Source organism: bacterium (assembly GCA_030693205.1).
Lineage (GTDB): Bacteria > Patescibacteriota > Minisyncoccia > JAHIHE01 > JAHIHE01 > JAHILZ01.
On sequence record JAUYBG010000005.1, the window covers coordinates 67,624 to 90,063 of the forward strand.

At 40.0% G+C, this 22,440-nt stretch carries 19 protein-coding genes; 16 read left to right on the top strand and 3 right to left on the bottom strand.

Annotated elements, in window-relative coordinates; all coding sequences use genetic code 11:
- Window positions 1-6: 6 nt before the first annotated feature.
- Together Q8N37_00590 and Q8N37_00595 are read right to left on the bottom strand one after the other, a co-directional pair.
- Window positions 7-2,343 (bottom strand): hypothetical protein, encoded by a 2,337-nt coding sequence (locus Q8N37_00590; protein ID MDP3057003.1) that lies wholly within the window; start codon window positions 2,341-2,343, stop codon window positions 7-9.
- A gap of 122 nt (window positions 2,344-2,465) precedes the next feature.
- A complete protein-coding gene (locus Q8N37_00595) occupies window positions 2,466-2,783 on the bottom strand; it encodes a hypothetical protein (GenBank protein ID MDP3057004.1) in 318 nt (105 codons plus the stop codon).
- A gap of 122 nt (window positions 2,784-2,905) precedes the next feature.
- Here Q8N37_00595 and Q8N37_00600 point away from each other — a divergent pair, with 122 nt between their 5' ends.
- Genes Q8N37_00600 through Q8N37_00635 form a run of 8 tightly spaced genes read left to right on the top strand, consistent with a single transcriptional unit; the run spans window position 2,906 to window position 11,463 of the window.
- Entirely contained in the window at window positions 2,906-4,315 is a 1,410-nt protein-coding gene (locus Q8N37_00600) for a glycine--tRNA ligase (GenBank protein ID MDP3057005.1), read from the top strand.
- A gap of 4 nt (window positions 4,316-4,319) precedes the next feature.
- Window positions 4,320-5,276: an NGG1p interacting factor NIF3 gene (locus tag Q8N37_00605; protein ID MDP3057006.1), complete on the top strand. Its 957-nt coding sequence runs from the start codon at window positions 4,320-4,322 to the stop codon at window positions 5,274-5,276.
- 19 nt (window positions 5,277-5,295) lie between these two features.
- A complete protein-coding gene (locus Q8N37_00610) occupies window positions 5,296-6,567 on the top strand; it encodes a pitrilysin family protein (protein MDP3057007.1) in 1,272 nt (423 codons plus the stop codon).
- 11 nt (window positions 6,568-6,578) lie between these two features.
- Window positions 6,579-7,601 (top strand): AI-2E family transporter, encoded by a 1,023-nt coding sequence (locus Q8N37_00615; protein ID MDP3057008.1) that lies wholly within the window; start codon window positions 6,579-6,581, stop codon window positions 7,599-7,601.
- A 40-nt stretch (window positions 7,602-7,641) separates the two neighbouring features.
- The gene (gene metG / locus Q8N37_00620) at window positions 7,642-9,246 is read left to right on the top strand and encodes a methionine--tRNA ligase (protein MDP3057009.1); all 1,605 of its coding nucleotides are present in this window, start codon (window positions 7,642-7,644) and stop codon (window positions 9,244-9,246) included.
- Window positions 9,247-9,255: 9 nt separating this feature from the next.
- Window positions 9,256-10,089: a TatD family hydrolase gene (locus Q8N37_00625; protein MDP3057010.1), complete on the top strand. Its 834-nt coding sequence runs from the start codon at window positions 9,256-9,258 to the stop codon at window positions 10,087-10,089.
- A 5-nt stretch (window positions 10,090-10,094) separates the two neighbouring features.
- Window positions 10,095-10,634: a phosphatase PAP2 family protein gene (locus tag Q8N37_00630; GenBank protein MDP3057011.1), complete on the top strand. Its 540-nt coding sequence runs from the start codon at window positions 10,095-10,097 to the stop codon at window positions 10,632-10,634.
- Window positions 10,615-11,463: a metallophosphoesterase gene (locus Q8N37_00635; GenBank protein ID MDP3057012.1), complete on the top strand. Its 849-nt coding sequence runs from the start codon at window positions 10,615-10,617 to the stop codon at window positions 11,461-11,463. The genes Q8N37_00630 and Q8N37_00635 overlap by 20 nt, the downstream gene beginning before the upstream one ends.
- 11 nt (window positions 11,464-11,474) lie before the next feature.
- Here the strand turns inward: Q8N37_00635 and murG are convergent, their stop codons facing one another.
- Window positions 11,475-12,590 carry an undecaprenyldiphospho-muramoylpentapeptide beta-N-acetylglucosaminyltransferase gene (gene murG / locus Q8N37_00640; protein MDP3057013.1) on the bottom strand — a complete coding sequence of 372 codons (1,116 nt, stop codon included), beginning with the start codon at window positions 12,588-12,590 and terminating at the stop codon, window positions 11,475-11,477.
- A 257-nt stretch (window positions 12,591-12,847) separates the two neighbouring features.
- Between murG and Q8N37_00645 the strand changes: the two genes are divergently transcribed.
- The 8 genes from Q8N37_00645 to leuS all read left to right on the top strand — a co-directional run bounded on the left by Q8N37_00645 (window position 12,848) and on the right by leuS (window position 22,364).
- Window positions 12,848-13,849 (top strand): hypothetical protein, encoded by a 1,002-nt coding sequence (locus Q8N37_00645; GenBank protein MDP3057014.1) that lies wholly within the window; start codon window positions 12,848-12,850, stop codon window positions 13,847-13,849.
- 151 nt (window positions 13,850-14,000) lie between these two features.
- The gene (locus tag Q8N37_00650; GenBank protein MDP3057015.1) at window positions 14,001-14,291 is read left to right on the top strand and encodes a hypothetical protein; all 291 of its coding nucleotides are present in this window, start codon (window positions 14,001-14,003) and stop codon (window positions 14,289-14,291) included.
- A 90-nt stretch (window positions 14,292-14,381) separates the two neighbouring features.
- A complete protein-coding gene (locus Q8N37_00655; GenBank protein MDP3057016.1) occupies window positions 14,382-15,578 on the top strand; it encodes an MFS transporter in 1,197 nt (398 codons plus the stop codon).
- Window positions 15,579-15,610: 32 nt separating this feature from the next.
- The gene (locus tag Q8N37_00660) at window positions 15,611-16,648 is read left to right on the top strand and encodes a hypothetical protein (GenBank protein MDP3057017.1); all 1,038 of its coding nucleotides are present in this window, start codon (window positions 15,611-15,613) and stop codon (window positions 16,646-16,648) included.
- A 188-nt stretch (window positions 16,649-16,836) separates the two neighbouring features.
- Window positions 16,837-17,799, top strand: coding sequence for a YvcK family protein (locus Q8N37_00665; protein MDP3057018.1), 963 nt, complete (start codon window positions 16,837-16,839; stop codon window positions 17,797-17,799).
- Window positions 17,800-17,827: 28 nt separating this feature from the next.
- Window positions 17,828-19,105, top strand: a complete 1,278-nt coding sequence (locus Q8N37_00670) for a sugar phosphate nucleotidyltransferase (GenBank protein ID MDP3057019.1) — start codon at window positions 17,828-17,830, stop codon at window positions 19,103-19,105.
- Complete coding sequence (locus tag Q8N37_00675) at window positions 19,098-19,763, top strand: HAD family hydrolase (protein MDP3057020.1); 666 nt, start codon at window positions 19,098-19,100, stop codon at window positions 19,761-19,763. The genes Q8N37_00670 and Q8N37_00675 overlap by 8 nt, the downstream gene beginning before the upstream one ends.
- A 93-nt stretch (window positions 19,764-19,856) precedes the next feature.
- Entirely contained in the window at window positions 19,857-22,364 is a 2,508-nt protein-coding gene (gene leuS, locus Q8N37_00680; GenBank protein ID MDP3057021.1) for a leucine--tRNA ligase, read from the top strand.
- Window positions 22,365-22,440 lie beyond the last annotated feature (76 nt).

The window sequence follows — 22,440 nt, forward strand, 5'->3', positions numbered from 1 at the left end:
GCCGCTCTAAAATTTTAGAGATATTGTTTCTCCGTTTATTGTTATCACATCGAGCTTTGCCATAAAATCTAAGTATGGCGTGAGGGTGATATCCTTTATTCTAAATATTTCTCTTATTTTTCTCTTTTTTAAAGATCCTCCTGCGTCATTCAGCTTCTCCAATATTTCTTTTTGTTTATCACAAAGTTCGGGTGTGGCTTTGAGTTGCGCTAACGTTCTTTTAGGTTTTCCTGCGATATCTGTACCGTTTACATTGCTTTCATTTTGCAACTTTTCTCTCAGCTCATTCATCGTAACTATTTTTTCCTCCGGTTTTTCTTGCGGCGGCTTATCTTTTTCGAGCTCGCTCAAGAACTCTGTTTCACTCAATAGTTCGATCGTGCTATTTTCGAAATCGTCTTCGTTAAGGCTGATTTTTATAGCTTTTATTCGGTCGTTTGGATTGTCGGTTTTTTTATTCATTGTTTTGACAATTGCCGAAATAAAAGTTTTTGCTTGATTTTTCTTAACGCCCGCCTTACTGCAAACAACAGACAAACTGATTTTTTCTCCTTTTTCCAGATAGTCATTTAAGTAGTCTTCCACTTGTTGTTTTCTATTATCTGGTAAGGAACTTAGCAAGCCGGGTTCTTTGTTTGTTAAAGAATCGGACAAGAGCAATAATTCAGCTTTTATTGTTTCGTTTGGCTCTGTTTTTGTTTCCGTCGATTTCGGCGGTTTTTGAACGATTTCCGGCTCTGCGATTTTTTCTTCCGGTTTTTTCTGTTCTGACGGTTGGCGCTGGCTATTCTCGTCTTTTTCTGGAGTTATTTCTGGTTTTGTCTGCTCCGTAGGTTTTATCATATCCGGAAGCTGGAGTCGGATTTGATCCACTTGAGCTGTTACTCTGGAACGTATGCCCTCTTGCCTATTTTTAACCAAACCTTTTTCAGCCAGTGTTCTTACGGATAGGTTTACTCTGGTCTGGATAATGCGGGTTTTTTCGATTATTTCTTGTTGCAAAATACCAGCTTGTCCGTTTTCAATTATTACCCGCAAGACTTGCAAGTCTTTTAGAGACAGCTTTACGTCTGCCAAAGACTTTTTTTCTTTCGCAGGATTTTTTTCCGCAATTGTTTCATTTGACGTTTTTAGTTTTACCGAGTGTTTATGCTTTTCGGCGATTCCCAAAGTTTCCAGCTCTTTTGCCAAGCTACGGACAGTAGCGGTTGTGCATCGCATTCTTTCCGCCAGATCTGTTATTGTTGTTTGCTGCTGATCGCTGTTGATAATAATACCGACAGCGGCAGCTAAACTGCTTACCCTTGTGTGATTTCTATTAAGATTGGCTTTCCGCAATTTTTCCTCTATCAGCTCCTGGATTTTTTTCATTTGTTCGTCTAGAGAACCGATCAGTTTTAGATCTATTATCTCTTTATAAAGATCGCCGGTTTCCGGTGCTGGTTCACTTGGTTTATCGGTTATTTTTGTCAGCTCGTTAACTTTTTGAGTTTTTTCGCCTAACAATAAACTGAGTTTGATTATTTCTCCATCGAGCCGTTTAATTGTCGCGTTGCGATCGGCGATTGTTTTTTGAGCTTCTTCAAGCCGCAGGTTTTTTTCATCAAGCCATTCTTTGAATTTGCCTTTTTCTTTTAACGCTTGATCGAGCCGTCTTTCTAATTCGGCAACTTGATTTAACAGTTCTTTGTCTGTCGGTAACCCTTTTTCCCGAGCTTCTCCGAGGGCTTTTTTAAGTCCTTCTATTTCAGTATAAGCCATTTGGCAAATTTCCTCGGATTTTTTAAGAGCTATCGTCAGTTTCTTGATTTCTTTCTCGTCCGGTTTTGGGATTTCGGCAGAGTGGCCATTTCCTGTTAAATTTGTTAGCACGCTTCCGTTATTGGAAATACTGTAGAAGTCAGTATTTGTCTTGTCAATGCCGTTTACGAAACCCTTTTTAAGGAGAATTCCCGGCAAGCCGTCGCCGCTTGAAACCATCAAGGTAATAAGCGACAAGTGCATTTCTTTAAACGCGCACTCTTTGAAGCTTTCTATGGCGCTTGCGATCATTTCTTGGTTATTCCGCATCGATTTTTCAAAAGCGATGCTGAATATCCCGAAGCTATTTTTAATAATCGTATGCGCCAGCACAACCCCGATGGCCGTTTGTTTTTGATCTTCGTTTTTTTCTATTATAAATACGCGTCCGCAGGTTGTTTCTTTCTGCAAGGTTTCATCGCAAAACGGCTTATCAATACAGACAGCCTCTGTTGAATTAATTATACTAAGTATGGCTGGGATCAATTTCTGATCCGATGCGAACTTGCTCATTACTCTAATGCCTATTCCATCATTTCCCATAGTATCACTTCCCGCGCTTGAAGCGCTTTTGTTGTTCGTCCTTGTTTTTAATTGTAAGGTACAGTGATTCCATATTAATATAAACAAGAATTTTGTCAATAAAAATAGCAGCCGATTTTGCGTTATGGCTGCTTTTTCTTTTTTATTTTTATGTACCAGATTTCCAGCTTTCCTTCTGTTTCGGAAAATATTTCTATTTTCGTATCCGGGCTGCGGTAGTTGGCGCGCATATCCCATATTCCCCGTTCGCTAGTATCCATTATTTTAGCCGCTTCTTCCAGCGTGATCGCTTGATCTCTTCCGGTTAGTAAGGCCTCAAGCTCTTTAAGTTTTCCAACAATCAGGTTTTTTTCAGGGTTTTTCATCATTCTTTGCAGCCTTTCAAAATTTATCCGCTGTTGTTCCGGCGACACAGTTTTGGTTTTTTGATTTTTTGGCACGGTTGATTCCTCCTTTAAAGTGCTTTTTGATAAATTTTATCTATATTAGCATATATCCACAGCTTGTCAATCGTGGTTGTTTATGATAAATTAAAAGAGTTAAACTACATCAAATTATATTTATGGCAGAAAAAAATACAGACAAAATGGAAAAAATCGTTTCGCTTTGCAAAAGACGGGGTTTTGTGTATCCGGGAAGCGAAATTTATGGCGGATTAGCCAATACTTGGGATTACGGTCCTTTGGGCGCAGAATTGAAAAATAATATTAAAAGGCTTTGGTGGAAGACGTTTGTTCAGCAAAGAGATGATATGGTGGGAATTGACGCCAGTATTTTAATGAATCCGAAAGTCTGGGAAGCGTCCGGACATACGACCAGTTTTGCCGATGCGAAAATTGATTGTCTCGCGTGCAAAGCCAGGATCAGAGCGGATCATATGATCGAAGATGAGCTGAAAATAAGCGTGGAAGGGAAAAGCTTGGAAGATATCAATAAAATTATTTCTGACAATAAATTAAAATGCCCGGTTTGTAAGTCCGTAAAATTGACCGAAGCGAGGAAGTTCAATTTGCTTTTCAAAACCCAAGTCGGATCGCTGGAAGACGCGAAGGCCGCGGTTTATCTTCGCGGCGAGACGGCTCAAGCAATGTTTGTAAATTTCAAAAATGTTTTGAATTCCAGCCGCAAGAAAATTCCTTTTGGTATCGCGCAGGTCGGAAAAGCTTTCCGGAACGAGATCACTCCGGGCAATTTTATTTTCCGCACTTTGGAATTCGAGCAGATGGAAATAGAATATTTTATCCGCGAGAAGGATTGGGAGAAAACTTTTGATTACTGGAAAGATGAAATGAAAAAATGGGCTACGAAAATTTTAGGGCTTAAAAAAGAAAACATTCGGGTGCGCGAGCATGCCAAGGAAGAATTGTCGCATTATTCCCGGCGCACTGTTGATTTCGAGTTTAATTTTCCGTTCGGAGGATTCAAAGAATTATATGGTTTGGCATATCGCACGGATTTTGACCTGACGGCGCATCAAAAAGCGAGCGGCGAGGATATGAGCTATTTTGACGAAGCAGCCAAAGAGAAATTTATTCCGCACGTGATCGAGCCGACTTTTGGAGTGGACAGAAGTATTTTGGCAGTGCTGGCCGACAGTTTCGAGGTTATTAAAGGCGGGCGAACGACAACTACGGAATCGATCAAGGAAGAAGAATTTGTTTTGCGTTTGGCTCCGCGCATCGCGCCGATCAAAGCCGCGATTCTGCCTTTGGTAAAAAAAGATCCGCTGAAAAAGCTGGCTGGGGAAATTTACAAAGACCTTCGCGAGCAGTGGATGGTGCAGTACGATGAAACCGGTTCGGTTGGCAAGCGATATCGCCGGCAAGACGAGATCGGCACGCCATTTTGCGTGACGGTGGATTTTGATTCGCTGGAAGACAATGCGGTCACGGTTCGCGACCGCGACACGATGAAACAAGAGAGAATAAAGATTGCCGAGCTCGCGGATTATCTGGAAGAAAAATTAATTTAAAAAGATGACGATAAAAGAAATTTATAATTTGGCGATAAAGATGGGAATCGAATCCGATCTGCGCGGGAAAGAAAAAGTCCAGCGGCTTTTGAAGCGCGCAAAAGAACAATATGAGAAATTAAACAAAGAAGAAAAAGAAGAATTTGATGCGGAAAAATTAAGCAATCCTTATTCGGATTCAAGAATACTTTTGACGGATTCGGATAAAAAAGTAAAAAAAATATTGGCGGGCATAGATATTGATACGGGAGAGGTGTTGCTGGCCGATAAGCTAGGGGTTGATTTAATTATTAGTCATCATCCAATGGGGAAAGCGCTGGCAAAACTTGATGACGTGATGCATTTGCAGGCAGAGGTGCTGAATATTAAATATGGCGTGCCGATAAACATTGCTCAAGGAGTGATTAGGGAAAAAATCAGTGAAGTGGGGCGTTCGGTTATTAGGGGGAATTATAATCAGTCAATTGATGCCGCTCGGCTGATTAAGCAAAGCATGATCTGTGTTCATACGCCTTGTGATAACTTGGTGGCAAAATTTCTTTGCGAAAATATTGAAAAAGAAAATTTTGAATATGTTGGTGATTTGCTTAAGTTTTTAAAAGAAATTTCTGAATATAAGGAAGCGATAAAATTAAATGCCGGACCGCGTCTTTTTGCCGGTTTGCCGGAAAATTATACCGGAAAAATTGCCATAACGGAAATTACCGGAGGCACCGAAGGCGCGCCGCAAATTTACGAAAAAATGGCGCAAGCGGGAATTGGGACGATTATAGGCATGCATATGAGCGAAGAGCACAAAAAAGAGGCGGAAAAGGCGCATATCAATGTTGTAATTGCCGGCCATATGTCCAGTGATTCGCTCGGAATGAATTTATTTCTTGATGAATTGGAGAAAAAAGGAATTGAAGTTATCCCATGCTCGGGATTAATCAGGATTAAAAGGTTTTTAAAGAAATCATAATCAACGTGAATTCAGATTTATGTATAAAAAAACCATTTTAAATAACGGGCTTCGCGTGATTATCGCGCCGATGGAAGGCACTAAAACCGCTACGGTTTTGGTAATGGTGGGGACCGGAAGCAAATACGAAGACAAGAAAATTAGCGGTATTTCCCATTTTTTGGAGCATTTATTTTTCAAAGGCACGGAAAAAAGACCGACTACATTGGCTATCTCGGAAGATCTGGAAAAAATAGGCGCGGAATACAACGCTTTTACAGGCAAAGAATATACCGGTTTTTACGCCAAAGCGGCGGCATTCCATTTGGATAAAGCGATGGACGTAATTTCTGATATTCTCTTGAGAGCTATTTTTTTAAAGGAGGAAATGGAGCGGGAAAAGGGTGTGATTTTGGAAGAGATAAAGATGATCAAAGATGATCCTCCGAGATACGTATCTGATCTATTTGAAGTTTTGCTTTATGGCGATACTCCGGCCGGGCGCGATATTGCCGGTACGCCCGAGAGTGTGAGCGGGATAAACAGAGAACAGATTATTGAATATTTTCAAAATCAATATGTGGCGAAAAATATTACTATTGTGGTTGCCGGAGCGGTTGAAGGTGAGGAGGCGCTAAGAAAAGTTGAGAATTATTTTAATAAATTTGACGGCAGATCTTCTAAAGTAAAAGAGCAAACAAAAGAATTTCAAAAAAATCCGGAAATTTTAATTTATCCCAAAAAAACCGAGCAAACACATATCAGTCTTGGCGCGAGAGGATACGCTCTTGGTCACCCTGATCACTATGCTCTCAGGCTGCTCGCGGCGATTTTGGGCGGAGGAATGAGTTCGCGGTTGTGGACTTCCGTTCGCGAACGCCAAGGTTTGGCTTATTATGTTTTTTCTTCCGCGGAGTCTTATACCGATTCCGGCTATTTTACGACCCAAGCCGGCATTGACGCCAAAAATTTGGAAAAAGTGATAGAGATAATTTTAGGCGAATATAAAAAAATCGCCGAACAGGGGACGAGTGGAGATGAATTGCAAAAAGTCAAAGATTATATCAAAGGCAGAATGATAATGAATCTGGAATCCTCATCGTCTATGGCGAGTTTTTTCGCGGATCAGGAAATCTTGGAAGGAAAAATTCTGACTCCGGAAGAAAAAATGGCGAAAATTGACGAGGTGACAATAAAGGATATCCAAAAAGTAGCGGCCGATATTTTTAAAAACAATAAATTGAATCTGGCTTTAATCGGGCCTTTTAAAGAGAAAGATAAAAAAAGTTTGGAAAAAATTTTTAAATTATAAATAATTAACATATGGAAAAATATCAATTGGAAATTTCTTACAATACGATTTTTAAAGTAATTTTTTCGATCATTGTCGTGGTGTTCTTGTTTTTGACGCAAAAATTGCTTTTGGCGCTTTTTGCCGGATTCGTGATCTCGACGGTGACTAATCCTATAGTTGATTGGGCTGAGATAAAAAAAATACCGCGCACTATTGCGACTATTTTGGTGTTTTTGATCATTTTGATATTTCTTGGCCTGGTTTTTTCATGGATAGTGCCTTCTTTGGCTAGGGAAATTAGCGGTTTGGCTTTGCACTTTCCGCAGTATTTGGAACAAAACATCGCAAAATATCCTTTTTTGGAGAGATATGGTTTGAAAGACAGCATTCATGGGTTTATTTCTGAAACTTTCAGCCTTTTGAAAGATCAAGCGTTGGGCATTGTTTTTTCGACCGTTTCTTATTTGGGAAACTTGCTTTACGTGTTTGTCGCTTTGACGATCTCTTTTTATTTAACCGACGAGAAAAGTTTCGTTAAAAAATATTTGCGAAAGATCATTCATCACAGCCGGCATAAAGAATTGGTTGAAGTTTTGGATGAAATAGAATTTAAAATGGGCCGGTGGTTTTTAGGACAGGTGATTCTCAGTTTAGTCAGCGGCGCGGCCATATTTTTGGGTCTAACACTGTTGGGCGTGCCCTTTGCTTCGGCGCTGGCGGTTCTGGCGGCTATTTTAAGATTCGTGCCTTATTTGGGGGGATTGATCTCGGATGGAACTGGCGTTTTGATCGCTTTTTTGAGTTCACCCTGGCTTGGGGCGGAGGTTTTTTTAATGTATTATATTATCCAGCAGATCGAATCCTATATTATTATTCCAATGGTAATGCAAAAAACAGTGGGGCTTAATCCGATTATCGTGATCCTTGCGGTGCTAAGCGGCGGGCAATTGGGCGGGATTACCGGCGCGCTTTTTGCCATTCCTATCGCTATAATCGTAATGATTTTGGTTAAAAAACTTGTTATTGGGGAAAAAAATAGTTTAGCGCAATAAAAAAGCCATTGGATTTTCAATCTAATGCTTTTAATTAAATATGTCAATAAAAAAAACTAAGTCAAAAAATTTTTATATTACGACTCCAATTTATTATGCCAATGCCAAGCCGCACATTGGCCACGCTTATACGACTGTAGCTGCCGATGTTTTGGCGAGATGGAACAAGCTTAACGGCAAAGAGACATTCCTTCTTACCGGTACGGATGAACACGGTTTGAAAATTCAAAAAGTGGCTGAAAAAGCGGGGAAGGAGCCGCAGCAATTCGTTGATGAAATTTCAAGCGAGTTTAAAACACTTTGGAAAAAATTGAACATAGATTACAATAATTTTATTCGCACTACGGATGCGCCGCACAAAAAAGCGGTTCAGGCAGCTTTACAGGTTTTAAAGGATAAAGGCGCAATTTATCAAGGTACTTATGAAGGGTTGTATTGTATTGGTTGCGAACAGTTTAAAACTGAAAATGAATTGGTTGACGGAAAATGCCCGGATCACAATGCCGTTCCCGAGAAATTAAAAGAGGAATGTTATCTTCTTCGGATGTCCGGAAAGACACAGGAACAGCTTGAAGAAAAAATAAAAAATGAATTTCAAATTACGCCCGATAAGTACAAAGTAGAGATTTTATCTTTTTTTAAAAATCAAAAGATAAAAGACATTTCGATTTCTCGTAAAAATGTTTCTTGGGGAATTCCTTTGCCTTTTGATCCTTCGCATACGACTTATGTTTGGGTGGATGCGTTCTTGAATTATCTTACCGGTCTTGGCTGGAAAGGGGATCCAAAAAAACTTCCAAAACAATGGCCTCCCGAAATGCAGCTTATCGGGAAAGATATTTTACGGGTTCATGCGACGATTTGGCCGATAATACTTATGCATCTTGGCATTTCGCTTCCTAAAAAACTTTTTACTCACGGGCATATTTTAGCCGGTGGTAAAAAAATGAGCAAGACCCTTGGAAACGTGATCGCTGTCGATGAAATGATCGGTAAATTTGGAGTAGATGCTACACGATATCTTTTGATGAGCGCCGGCACTTTTGGAGAAGATGTGGATTTGACGATGGAACGGGCGGCGGAAAAATATGCGGCGGACCTGCAAAACGGATTAGGGAATTTAGTGGCTCGGGTTTTGACGATGGTTGAAAATTATTTTGACGGAAAAATACCAGATGTTGATTTAAAAAAGACTGGAGAAATAAACAAATTTAAAGAGCATGCTTTTGAGGCAAATAAAAATGATTTCAAGGTCGTTTGGGATAGTTTAAGTAAAGGATTTAATAATCTAAAAATAGACAAGGCATTGGGATTAATAATATCATTTGGGGAAGGAGCGGGGGGAATGGTGAGAAAGCAAAATCGGTATATTGACTTTTCGGAGCCATGGAAGCTTATTAAAACCGATAAGGAACAAGCTGCTTTAGTCATTTATGATTTATTAGAATCTTTACGTCAAATTGCTTGGTTAATCCGATCTTTTATGCCAGAAACATCGGATAAGATTTTTTGCCAATTATTTGCGGATGAAAAAGAAAGAGCCGCGGAATTATCTAAAACTTTGAGCGAAGCGCAAAAGTGGGGCGGATTAAAACCCGGCACGAAAATAAAAAAAGGCGAGAATTTATTCCCGCGATTAAAATAATTTTTAGCTATGATCGATACCCATGCCCATCTTAATTTTAAGGAATTTGATCTTGACCGCGAGAAAGTTATCAAGCGGTTTTTTGACGCGGGCGGAGAAAAAATGATCAATGTTGGCTGTGATCTGGCTTCGAGCGAGGGAAGCATTGAGTTGGCTAAGAAGCATAAAAATATTTTTGCTTCGATTGGCATTCATCCTCACGACGCGGAAAAATTAAACGAAGAAGCGCTTAAAAAATTGGAAGAATTGATAGCGCAAAAGAAAGTAGTTGCAGTGGGGGAAATCGGTTTGGACTTTTTTAGAGATTTGTCGCCCAGAGAAATTCAAACAGAAGCTTTTAAGGCGCAATTGGAATTGGCGGAAAAACACAAAAAACCGATCATAATTCACTGTCGCGAGGCTTACGTGGATCTGCTGGAAATTTTAAAGAGTTACAAAACATCCGGCTGGCGGGGTGTGACGCATTGTTTTTTGGGAAGTTGGCTGATTGCCGAAGAATTGATAAAGATGGGGTTTAATATCGGATTCACCGGAGCTATAACTTATGTAAAGAAACCCAAAATAGTTAAAGCGCCATTACTGCAGGACATTGATTTAGCCGAATCGCTCATAACCGATGAAGTTGAACCGGAGATTTATAAGGTGATAAAAAATACGCCTTTAGATAGAATTTTTATTGAGACCGATTGTCCGTATTTGGCGCCAGTGCCGCATCGCGGCGAGCGCAATGAACCGGCTTTTGTGAGTCATGTGGCAAAAAAAATCGCGGAGTTGAAAGGCGTTAGTGTTGAGAAACTTGAAAAAGCGACAAGCGAGAACGCGAAAGAATTATTTGGAATATAACTTTTATGGAATTTGAAATCGTAAATTTTTTTAATCAACTTGCCGCGGGGTGGATTGATCCGGCCACGATTTTTGTCAGCTCGAATACTTTGCTCGGAATTTTGGGAATTATTATTACCGGATATTTTTTAATTTGGGATAAAAAAAACGGCAAGCAAATTGCCGTAGCCGCCGTGATTGCGGTGGGCTTGCATTTTTTGACGAGCGAGATATTTTTTAAATATATTTTGCCAGAATTCGGTTTGTTCAGATTGCGGCCGTATTTAGCGCATCCGGGAGAGTTAATTCCTTTGGGAAAATTAAATACCAGTTCTTCTTTTCCTTCCAGTCATATGGCATATATTTTGTCTTTGTCGACAGTATACGTCTATTACTATCGGAAATTTTTATTGCCAGCTGCGGCTTTCGCGCTATTTATGGCCTTTGCCAGGATCCATAACGGCATGCATTATCCGAGCGATGTTTTGGCAGGAGCAGTGCTGGGAGTGCTGTACGGAATAATGGCGATTAAAATTAGCAAAAAATATGCTAAAAAAGACATTTAAAATTTTATCTGCCTTTTTGATTTTATTTATCGCCTTGCTCGGCTACGCTTATTTTATTGAGCCGAATACTTTGAAAATAGAAAATCAAACGATTAAATTAAATTGTTTAAAAAAAGATTTGCCGGATAGATTTGTCCAGATCTCCGATTTGCATTTTACTCGCGAAACAAAAGAAACAAGGATCAGTCAAATCTATGAGGCGATAAAATCGCAAAATCCGGCGGCGGTTTTCGTTACCGGAGATTTGGTCAGCGATGATACCGGAATGGAAAAAGCGGTAGAGCTGATCGGGAAAATTTCGGCGAGCTACAAAACTTTTGTGATTTTTGGCAATTGGGATTATTGGGCGCTGGATTATGGGGTCGGGGAATTAAAAACGCGTCTTGAGGCGGTTGGCGCAAAAGTGCTGATAAATAGTTCTGAAAAAATTGTTTCAGGGAACGAAACATTGAGTATATTGGGAGTTAAGGATCCGTATACGAGCGGAGAGCTGAAAGGCGATTTGGAAAAAGCGGAAAAAAATTTGGACGAGGGCGACAAGAATTGCCGGATACTTTTGGCGCATTCGCCGAATATCATCAAAGAAGCCGCGGATAAAAATATTGATTTGGTTCTAGCGGGACATACTCACGGCGGGCAGGTTTATATTCCATTTTTAACCAAATATATAATTCCGGCGAAAAGGCCGGCCGGGAAGGGTTTTATCAAAGGGCTTTATACGATTGGCAATACTCAGATGTATATTAATCGCGGCATCGGTATGAGTGTTTTGCCGTTTAGATTTCTTGTTCCGCCGGAAGTGACGGTGATAAAACTGGAAAAACAATAATAAGTTACATTTTATGGTTTTATTAAAGATAAAATTTCTTCAGAAAGGCGGTTTCGCGCATCGGGAATCGCTAAAGACAGCGCTTTTTTTTCTATTTTTTTTCTTTCCCCCGGATTTTTTAGAAGAGTTTCAATTTTTTCCGTTAAGAATTTTTTGTCAAAATTAACTTCGTCAATCGTTATAGTGGCACCAAGATTTGAAAAATGGTTCGCATTTTTTGCTTGATGATCGTTTGCCGCTGTTGAAAGCGGGACAAGAATACTGACTTTTCCCAAAGAAAGTATTTCGCTTATGGAATTTGCTCCGGCTCGGCTGATAACGAGGTCCGCGGCCGCGTAAGCTTCTTTCATTTGTTCATTAAGAAAAGGATAAGCGTGATAATTTTCCGCATTTTTCAGATTTTTATTTTCTGCCAAGCTTTTTGATTCTTCGTAATTATTTGTGCCTACCAGATGTATTACCTCAGAAAAGCCAAGTATTTCCGGTAGTATTTCCAAAATTATTTCATTTAATCGTTTGGCGCCTTGACTGCCGCCTGTAATTAGGATTACGGGTAAATTGCTTTTCAGTCCGAATTCTTTTCTCGCTTGTTCCTTAGTTCCTTTTAATAATTCTTCCCGTATAGGATTTCCGGTGAAAACTATTTTTTCCCCAGGAAAATATTTTGCGGAACCTTGAAATCCGAGAGCGATACGGCTCGCAAATAACGCGGACAAGCGATTGGCGATACCCGGAACCAGATCGGATTCATGAATGATCACCGGAATGCCCAGTATTCTACCGGCGACTACCGGCGGGAAGCCGGCATACCCGCCTTTGCTAAAAATAACATCCGGTTTTATTTTTGCCAAAAACCAAAGCGACTGAAAAAAACCGATCATTATTTTAAATATATCGGTGAAATTTTTCCAGTCAAAATAACGCCTTAACTTGCCGCCTTGGATCAATTTACAACTAAAATTATTTTTTTTAAAAATTTCCATTATCTGCTTGTCGCCGGCAGCAATGAATACAATTTCTGTTTTTAAAGCGGTAGAGCCGGAAATTTGTTTAAAGTGATTGGCCAGAGCGATGGCCGGCATAATATGTCCGCCGGTTCCGCCGCACGCAAAGACGATTTTCGCCATAATTATTTTTTTAATCCGGATGAATGTTTATTCTTTCTTTGTATGTAAATACTATAATAATTTGACTATCTTGACAAGGATGATTAAAAGGAATACTATAATATATTAGTTCTTTAAAAATTAATTTCTGCGGTGCCAAATATTCGCTGAAATCGGCAAATAGCGGCTATTTGGCACTGCGGAAAAAATGTTTTGTTCTTCGCGGTGCGCGCTTCGCGACCGAAGCAAAAAGGTAGATAAAATGAGGAGGAAAAGACATGGAAGTTAAGGAAATGTTTCCCGATATAATAAGAGAGACAAGAATTTGTACCGGAATAAGGAATCCGGAAATCCAGAAAGCTCCGGCTCCCGGCGATTTGATCGACGGTGTATCGTTTTCAGCAGAGCAATGTATTTTGCTCTACGGCAATCATACGCGCGAGCAGATATTGCAAGAATGGAGAAATAAAGGATTTTCGTCGGTTCATCTTTCCGGCGGATGGGCAAATCCATTTCAGCAGGAACTGATTACATTGCTTTCTCTTGCCGGAAATGTTCCGTTAAGAGAAAGAACGGTGGGTGATATTATGGAGGCTTACCGGAAAGGATCTATGGTGAGAATTTTCCACGATTATTTCCAAGCATGGGAAGAGCTTTTTAAGAGAAAAATGACCAAGGAAAACAAAACATATGGCTCGAAAGAATCTGAGATATTGTTTAAAAATCAAAAGATCGGCGACCTTTTGGCAGTAGGCGCTCCTGATTTTTGGGAGCTTTGCTCCTGGAAAGACGGCAAAAGAACAGTGCTTAATAAATCGGTTTCCAATCCTTATGCCGGACAGGCTAGTGAACCGGGACATATCACGGTAATGCGAACCGATGACTTGATGGTCATAAGTAATGCAACTGGGTCCAAAGGAGATGGGACATTCGCGCTGAATTGTTTGATGGTATTTCTGACAAACGGAAGAGAAACTGCACGAAGGTTCTATGTCGAAAATGCTCTTAATCGGGCCAGAGTTCTCAAAGAAACCGGGAAAGTGGCTTTGTTTTCCTTAGAAGACATAGAAACTCTGGTAGAGGAATTTCTGGATTCGGCAGAACGCGTAAAAGCGGACTTGGAAGAGGTTCTTGACCCCCATGATATAGCAGAAGTATTGGTATTCCAATACGCGGCAAATATTACCATTGTCAAGAATTTGCCGGCGAGGATTGATACAATGTCGAGTGTTCTGCCATATTGCTGGATTAAGAAGGAAGAAGGCTGGGAGACCCCTTAAAAAAATTTTGAAAGCGAGAAATGGTTCTTTGGCGAAACTGCCAAAATAGAGAATTATTTCCCGCTATTTTTTTTATCCAAAATTTATGCAAATCGAGTCTTGACAAATTTTTATTTTGTGCTAAGCTTAAAGTACAAATTTGGAGGTATTTATGAAATGGTTTGAAAAATTGTTTGGAAAAAAGGCTGAAGAATCGGAAGAAGAAAAAGAGAGCGGCGTAATAGAAATAAAGACAATTGGAGAGTGGGAAAAACAAAAAGTGTCCCAAAATCTAGAGACCGTAGAAGTAGGTGACAGTACCATTAAAGTAAAAGAACTGTATGAGCTAAAACCGCGAGTTTTCTCTGTATTTCGTGCTATAAAAATGCACGAATATATCGGGGATATTCTGGCGCCGGCGTATGTCGGTTTCCTGCTTCAAAGCCAACCCTACCGGAGTTAATTTTCTCTCCGGATTTTTTTATGGAAATTTTTGACTTAGCTTCGCTTTTAAGATAAGATTTAAGAGCTAAAGTTTTTTTAAAAAAAATTTATGGCCATCTCTCTTAATATTGAAAAAACCACTCGAGACGTCACAGCGGCGCATTTCGGAGTAATGTTCGCTTACAAACTTTTTTCTTTGTATTTTCCGCTGTTTTTGTCAGGGCGAGGATTTTCTTTGCCGGAAGTGGGTTATGCCTATTTATTGATTTATTTGCTGTTCGCGATTTTTTCGCCCATTGTCGGTTTTTTGAATCATAAAATTAATCCGGCTAAATTAGCCACGGCGGGCATTGTTGGGTATGGGTTCTATTCTTTGGGAATGATTTTTATTCATAGTCCCATTTTATTTTATTTTCTTCAGGCGATGCTTGGGATTTCCGCCGCTTTGTTTTTTGTTTCTATCCGGGCAATTTTGATTTCCTCTCCGATAAAAAATTACGCGAATTCGTTCGGCTGGTTTTATTCGGCTCCGTTTTATGCCAATGCGATTGCTCCTCTTACCGGAGCTTTAGTGATCTGGAAGTTTGGATTTTCCGGCGTTTTTATCGTGAGTTTGGCTTTGCAGTTTTTGCTCGCCATTTTATTTTTTACCAGGTTTAAAAATCAAAAGCCGGATTTTTTGAATAAATCTTTTGATTTGGCCAAGTTACGCCGTAATTACGCGGATGTTTTTGATAAATTGAAGGTGAGCCGGATGCTTCCTTTTTTCGCCTTATCAATGATAGTGTTAATTTTTGACGGATTTTATCACGCCTTTTTTCCTTTATTTCTCAAGAGTCTCGGTTGGTCACAAAATTATATTTTGTTTTTTTTATCCGCGTTTTCTCTTTTGTTTTTGCCAATTTCTTTTTTAATTATCAGGCAGTTTGGCAAAGATGGACATCAGAGCGAAAGCGCGATTATTAAAGGAAGCTTGATTGCCGCGATTTTTTCCATTGTACTGGGAATATTCGCCGGATTTATGAATTTTTTTATCATCCTTTTTCTTTTCTTGGGAAAAGCTGCCGGAGTTTATATCGCCGATACGGCGCGGAGCGGTTTTGTGGCTGAGAAGCTTAAGGTCAACTCCGAAGAAGCCGGAGCCATAGATTCGGTTTTTTCTCCATTAGGTACGGCTCTCGGCTCGCTGATTTCTGGTTTGCTTCTCGGTTCTCTGGGTTTTGGCCTGATGTTCATTCTCGGCGGTGTAGTAGCGGGATTGTTCGGAATGGCGGCAGGAAGAAATTTTTTACGCTCTAAAAAATGATTTTTGATCGCAGTTAATAAGCGCGTAAACAATTGACAGGATTGATTTTCTATGATAGGCTGAATTCAGCAAAAGAGGAGGATTTTTATCCGGATTTTCCGGACCGTTCTTTTATAAATGAGGTGATAAACGTGAATAGAAAAAAAATAAATAAAAATCTGGAAAAGATGATACAGGTACTTGTTGCCGCAGGTCACGATCTCCAAGCAGCGATCGCAAAAGGCGATTTACCGAATTGTACCAAAGAAGCAGTGGCGAATAATGTTCAGAGATTGGCTTTTGAGTTTTCGGAGATAAAAGAAAAGTGTGTCTTTTCCGGTGACGACTGGACATGGGGCAATGACGGGGAAGAATCTAAATTTCCCAAACCAACAGCAACCATTGCCATATCTCTGCGCGACGATAAGGGCAACCTTGAGGCTTGTGCTGTAAAAACGGTGTTTGAAGATTTGCCGATAGTAGTCGGCGATAAAGATGGTGTCTGGATTTACAGGAACAATAATTTTACAGAAGTTACAGCTGTGGATAGAGTCTTCTGTATTCCGGAAATTAAGCCTCAATTATGCGTCTACGGACAGAAAGCCAAACCCCATTGGGTAAAAATGGCCCACACGATTGGCGATATAATCAAACAAGGCATTGGAGTTTACAACTCCATGGGTCCATTCTGGATGTTGAAGCAATATTTCGGCAACTTTGACGAAAATACTGGTACGGTTAAGCCTTTTAACTTCGCGCTTTGCGAGCCATTCGCGAATAAACCAAAAGAAGAGATAGTCTTCACGGTGCTTTTCTGGCTTAATCAGAATTTGCCGGAAAATCAGCGGTTTATTATTACCAATATGGCCGGTGAAGGAGCAGTGTTTGAAGGAACCCATATCAAAAAAGCCGAGCCGCCCGTCTGCGAAATATATTGTGCTCCGGGCTTGATCGTCGCGCCTACTCCCGAATGTTGGGCGACCATAATGATGGCGTTTTGCAACGCAAATGAAATGGCAATACCAACAAAGGTTAGGGAATTGGCAAAAGGACTTGAGGCCGCAAGAGAAAAAATAGCAATTTCTGCTTGAAAACGCAGGATAAAACTTGAACAAAGCAAGCGGAGTGATTTATCAGTAGTAACACGCGATAAATCCCCGCTATTTTTTTTTGACAAAATCTTTAATTAAGCTATACTAAAAGTAGATTTATAAGAAGCTTTTTCTTTGTTTGAAAGGCAAAAAGAACAGTTTCGCATTAATTTAATAAGTAAAAGTATATGGAAAAAAATATTGTTTGTTTTGGCGGAGGAAACGCTATGCCGAAGGCAATTTTGATGCCGCTTAAAAAATATTCAACGATGATTACCGGTATTACTTCAATGGTTGATAATGGCGGGTCAGCCGGGCAATTGAGAGTAGATTTTAACGTTTTGCCTCCGGGAGATATCAGACGGCATATTTTGGCTTTATCCGATGCACCTCAGTGGAAAAAAGATCTTTGGGTTTTCAGGTTTGGCCATGAAGTTTTTGACGGCGGGCACAAAGGGCATGTTTTTGCCAATGCTTTTATAGCGGGACTGGAAAATAATTTAAAGGATTATGGAAAAGCATTGGATGTGATGCATGAATTTATGGAAGTGAATAAAAAACACAGAGCTCTTCCGGCGACTATTGAGAAAACCCAGATTTACGCCGAATTGGAAAATGGAGAGATCGTAAAAGGCGAAGATGAAATTGATGTTCCTCTTAAGCATGATCCGAAACTGAAAATTAAAAAAGTTTATCTAGAGCCGAAGGCCAAGGCTTATCCGAAAGCGCTTGCGGAGGTGGAAAAAGCTGATTTGATAACTATCGGTCCGGGTGATCTGTATTCTTCCGCAATTCCTTGTTTGATGATGGAGGGAATGAGTGAAGCTTTTAAAAAATCCCGAGCGAAAAAAGTATTAATAACGAACACTATGACCAAGCTCGGCGAGACGAATGATTTTTCCGTGGCGGATTTTGCCAGCGAAGTGGAAAAATACATGGGTTGCCCGCTGGATTTCGTGATTTACAACAGTCAGACACCTGCGAAAGAAAGGATCGAAGAATACAAAAAAGAAGAGCCGGCGATAATGGAATTAGTAAAAGCGGATAAAGGACTGGATAAAAATAAATTTATAACCGGCGATCTGCTTTTGGCAGACGGACCAGTAATTTATGATCCGGAAAAATTGGTAAAATTATTAATGAGCCTATAAGATATTTTTAAAAACTAAAAATTACTTTATGCAAGCAATTTTATTGGCCGCGGGAGAATCATCGAGATTTTGGCCGTTGGCGGAAAAAAAACATAAGTCTCTTATAAAAATAATGGGAAAATCATTGATCGAGTGGACGGTGGAAGCGGTGGCGCGAGCCGGCGTCAAAGATATTATTATCGTGCATTCGCCGAATTCTCAAATAGAAAAATTTCTTGGAGATGGCTCTCTTTTCGGCGTAAAGCTTTCGTATCTCGTTCAAAAAGAAGCCAAAGGGATGGGCGATGCGGTAATGCAGGCGGAATCATTGATCAAAGATTCGTTTTTTGTCTTAAATCCGGATATTTTTAACGCTGATAAGTTTTTGAAAATAATGCTTGCCAAGCAGAAAGAAACCGGCGCAAAAATGGTTCTACTTGGCGCCAAAACAGACAAGCCATGGAAATACGGGATGCTTGACTTTAAAGGCGATAAGGCAAATTCAATCATTGAAAAGCCGGCGCAAGGAAAAGAGCCTTCGAATATTAAGGCGGTTGGGATTTATTTATTGCCCAAAGTTTTTTTTTCTTATTATCGTAAGGTTAAAGAGCATATGTATGCTTATGAAGATGCGCTCTCGCTTTTTATGAAAGAAAATGATACGCGTCTCGCGATCACCGAAGAAGAAACTCCAAGCTTGAAATATCCCTGGGATCTTTTTAAAGATAGTCAGATAATGATAGACGCGCTTATTAAAGAACAAAAGATTAGCAAGAACGTAAAAATTGCCAAAAGCGCTATTATCGAGGGACCGGTTTGGATAGGAGAAAATTCAATTATATTTGAGCACGCGGTTATTAAAGGTCCTTGCTATATTGGAAATGGCTGCACTATTGGCAATAATACTTTGATTAGGAAATATGTAAATTTAGAAGACGGGGTTTTAATTGGCGCGAATGCGGAAGTTACTCGTTCGATTTTTCAATCGCGGAGTCATACACATTCCGGATTTTTCGGCGATTCTATTATTGGAGAAGATGTAAAAATTGGCGCCGGAACGATCACTGCTAATATTCGGGTAGATAGGCATGAAATTAGGCCGATAGTAAAAAGCGAAAGAGTAGAAACTAAACTCGCGGCACTGGGCGCGATTATTGGCGATCGGACACATTTGGGAATTGCCGTAAATTTAATGCCCGGGGTGCTAGTCGGATGCGATTCAAAGATTGGACCCAATTCTTTGGTCAGGGAAAATATTTCCAATAATGTTGTTTTATACACGGAATTTAAAAATATTGTTAAAAAAAATACAAAAGCCAATGATTAAAGCTATAATATTTGATGCTGACGGAACGCTTTATGGGGTGAGGACAGAACGCGCATATAAGGCGGCGGCTGATTTTTTGGAAACTCGCACTGGCGTTAAGGCGGATAAAATCTTAACGGAGTGGAAAAAAACAATTGATAAAATTAATTTTTTTATTCCTGATGCTCGAGATCCTCAAAAGCGCGATCGGCGATATGCGCTTAAAAAAACGCTTGAAGCGCTTGAATTGCAGGGTAAAAATACAGATAAAATTGTCGGCGAGGCGCTGGATATTTTTTGGCGCATGGCGATAGAAGACCTGGAAGTTTCTCCTTTTTGCTTATCCGCGGTTAAAGAGCTTAATAAAGAATATGTATTAGCGGTAGTCAGTGAGGAGTTCAAAAAAAACTTGGTTCGCAAAATCAATCAGGCTTTTAGTTCTTGGGAAAAATATTTTAAATTTTTGATCACGCCTGAAGATACTGGCGCTATGAAGCCTTCGGAAAAATATTATATTGAGGCAATGAAAAAACTGAATTTATTCCCGTCGGAAATCTTAGCGGTTGGGGATTCCGAAGAGCGGGATATTGCGCCGGCAAAAAAACTCGGGATCAAGACTTTGATTTTTAATTTTAAGGAAGCGGAAAGTTTGTTGGAAAAAGTGAATAAATTGATTTAATTTATGAAAAAATACGATCCAGAAAAACTTGAGCCAAAATGGTCCCGCCATAAAAAAGGCGGGATTTCGCCCGCTGTTGTGGGCTCAACAAGTATGAATAACAAATATAAGCCAGAAATCATTGAGAAGAAATGGCAAGAGACATGGAAAGAGTTAGGGATTTATAAAACAAAAGATTTGGCTAAAAAACCGAAGTTTTATGCTTTGGATATGTTTCCGTATCCTTCCGGCGTCGGGCTTCACGTTGGGCACCCGAAAGGATATATTGCTACGGACGTGATTTCGAGAAAAAAAATTCTTGAAGGGTGTAATGTTCTTCACCCGATGGGCTGGGATGCTTTTGGTTTACCCACGGAAAATTACGCCATAAAAAATAAGATTCATCCGCGGATTGCGACTGAAAAAAATATAGAAACTTTTAAAAATCAACTGGAAAAATTCGGTTTTACTTATGATTGGGATCGGGAGATCAATACTACTGATCCGGAATTTTACAAATGGACGCAGTGGATATTTTTAAAAATGTTCGAGCGTGGCTTGGCGTATCAATCCGATGAACCGGTGAATTGGTGTCCGAGTTGTAAGACGGTTCTCGCCAATGAGGATCTGGAAGGCGGACTTTGCGAGCGGTGCGGAACTCAGGTAGTGCAAAAAAAGATGAAGCAGTGGGTTTTAAAAATGACGGCGTACGCGGACAGATTGCTTTATGATCTGGATACGGAAAATTTGGACTGGGAAGAATTGATCAAAGAACAGCAAAAAAACTGGATCGGCCGGAGCGAGGGCGCAACCATTAAATTTGAAATTAAAAATTCAAAATTATCTTTTGATGTTTTTACCACACGGCTGGATACGATTTTCGGCTGTACTTATTGCGTGGTGGCGCCGGAACATTCTTTGATTCAAAAATTTAAGAACGAAATTGAAAATTATAGCGAAGTGGAAAAATACATAGTTCAAGCACAAAATAAAACCGAGATGGAGCGAACGGCTTTGGCCAAAGAAAAAACCGGCGTGGAACTAAAGGGTGTTAAAGCGGTCAATCCGTTTACCAATGAGGAAATCCCGGTTTGGGTGGCGGATTACGTGCTGGGATTTTACGGCACTGGCGCGGTAATGGCCGTGCCGGCGCACGATGAGAGGGATTTTGAATTTGCGAAGAAATATGGTTTGCCGATTAAAGTAACTATTAGGCCTACAGTTGTGTCGATTGCCGGGATATCGATATTGGGAGAGAAAGCGAAAGAGAAAGCGATAGCAGCAGGATATAGAGAAAAAGAGCAGTTTTTAAAAGGCGAAAAAGCATTTTGTAAAGATGGCGCATTAATAAATTCTGAAAAATATAATAGTTTAACTTCGGAAAAAGCTCGTGAAGAGATGACTAAATGGTTGGAAGAAAAAAATATTGGCAAGAAAAAAGTTAATTATAAAATGCGCGATTGGGTTTTTTCCAGGCAAAGATATTGGGGCGAACCGATTCCCATTATTCACTGCGCCAAATGCGGCGCGGTGGGAGTGCCGGAAAAAGATCTGCCGGTGAAACTTCCGGAGGTTAAAAGTTATGAGCCAACTGGCACCGGCGAATCGCCTTTGGCAAAGATCAGTGAATGGGTGAATGTGAAATGTCCGAAATGCGGCGGCGCGGCTAAAAGAGAAACAAACACAATGCCGCAGTGGGCCGGCTCCAGCTGGTATTATCTAAGATATGTTGATCCGAAAAATAAAAAGGCACTAGTGGATAAAAATAAAGAAAAATCTTGGATGCCGGTTGATCTGTATGTAGGCGGCGCGGAACATGCCACGCGGCATTTGCTTTATGCTCGCTTCTGGCATAAATTTTTATTTGATATTGGTGTTGTGAGCACGGAGGAACCGTTCAAAAAACTTTTCCACGTGGGTTTGATTTTGGCTTCCGACGGCCGCAAGATGAGCAAGCGCTGGGGCAACGTGATCAATCCGGATGATGTTATTCGTGAATTTGGCGCGGATTCATTTCGTCTTTACGAGATGTTTATGGGGCCTTTTTCACAGTCGGTTAGTTGGAGCACAAAGGGTGTGGTAGGAATGAGAAGATTCTTGGAGAGAATATGGCAATTAAATGACAAATGTCAAATGACAAATGTCAAATCAATGTCAAATGACAAATTAGAGCGGTTAATCCATAAGACGATTAAGAAAGTCGGGGAGGATATTGAAGGATTTAAATTTAATACGGCGATCTCGACGTTGATGATTTTATCGAATGAGTTTGAAAAACACGAAAAAGTTCCGAAAGATCATTTTGAAAAGTTTTTAATTTTATTGAGTCCTTTTGCTCCGCATATTGCGGAAGAATTATGGCTGGCGGTCGGAAATAAAAAAAGCATATTTTTATTCGAGTGGCCGAAATATGATCCGAACTTGGTAAAAGAAGAAGAAATAGAACTGGTAATGCAAATTAACGGCAAAGTAAAGGACAAAATAAAAGCTGCGGCGGATATTTCGGAAAATGAAGCGAAAAAAATAGCGCTGGCAAGTGAAAAAATTAAGAAAGTGATTGAAGGCAAAGAAATTAAAAAAGTGATATTTGTGAAAGGAAGATTAATTAATATAGTTATTTAGTTCATCAAGTTATAAAGTCATAAAGTAAAATTTTGCAAACTTTATAACTTTAAGAACTTTATAAACGTTCAACTAA

Bases quoted from the DNA above. Each gene is read 5' to 3' on its own strand.
- Q8N37_00590 (MDP3057003.1), bottom strand. From the start codon at position 2,343: ATGGGAAATGATGGAATAGGCATTAGAGTAATGAGCAAGTTCGCATCG.
- Q8N37_00600 (MDP3057005.1), top strand. From the start codon at position 2,906: ATGGCAGAAAAAAATACAGACAAAATGGAAAAAATCGTTTCGCTTTGC.
- Q8N37_00605 (MDP3057006.1), top strand. From the start codon at position 4,320: ATGACGATAAAAGAAATTTATAATTTGGCGATAAAGATGGGAATCGAA.
- Q8N37_00610 (MDP3057007.1), top strand. From the start codon at position 5,296: ATGTATAAAAAAACCATTTTAAATAACGGGCTTCGCGTGATTATCGCG.
- Q8N37_00615 (MDP3057008.1), top strand. From the start codon at position 6,579: ATGGAAAAATATCAATTGGAAATTTCTTACAATACGATTTTTAAAGTA.
- metG (MDP3057009.1), top strand. From the start codon at position 7,642: ATGTCAATAAAAAAAACTAAGTCAAAAAATTTTTATATTACGACTCCA.
- Q8N37_00625 (MDP3057010.1), top strand. From the start codon at position 9,256: ATGATCGATACCCATGCCCATCTTAATTTTAAGGAATTTGATCTTGAC.
- Q8N37_00630 (MDP3057011.1), top strand. From the start codon at position 10,095: ATGGAATTTGAAATCGTAAATTTTTTTAATCAACTTGCCGCGGGGTGG.
- Q8N37_00635 (MDP3057012.1), top strand. From the start codon at position 10,615: ATGCTAAAAAAGACATTTAAAATTTTATCTGCCTTTTTGATTTTATTT.
- murG (MDP3057013.1), bottom strand. From the start codon at position 12,590: ATGGCGAAAATCGTCTTTGCGTGCGGCGGAACCGGCGGACATATTATG.
- Q8N37_00645 (MDP3057014.1), top strand. From the start codon at position 12,848: ATGGAAGTTAAGGAAATGTTTCCCGATATAATAAGAGAGACAAGAATT.
- Q8N37_00650 (MDP3057015.1), top strand. From the start codon at position 14,001: ATGAAATGGTTTGAAAAATTGTTTGGAAAAAAGGCTGAAGAATCGGAA.
- Q8N37_00655 (MDP3057016.1), top strand. From the start codon at position 14,382: ATGGCCATCTCTCTTAATATTGAAAAAACCACTCGAGACGTCACAGCG.
- Q8N37_00665 (MDP3057018.1), top strand. From the start codon at position 16,837: ATGGAAAAAAATATTGTTTGTTTTGGCGGAGGAAACGCTATGCCGAAG.
- Q8N37_00670 (MDP3057019.1), top strand. From the start codon at position 17,828: ATGCAAGCAATTTTATTGGCCGCGGGAGAATCATCGAGATTTTGGCCG.
- Q8N37_00675 (MDP3057020.1), top strand. From the start codon at position 19,098: ATGATTAAAGCTATAATATTTGATGCTGACGGAACGCTTTATGGGGTG.
- leuS (MDP3057021.1), top strand. From the start codon at position 19,857: ATGAATAACAAATATAAGCCAGAAATCATTGAGAAGAAATGGCAAGAG.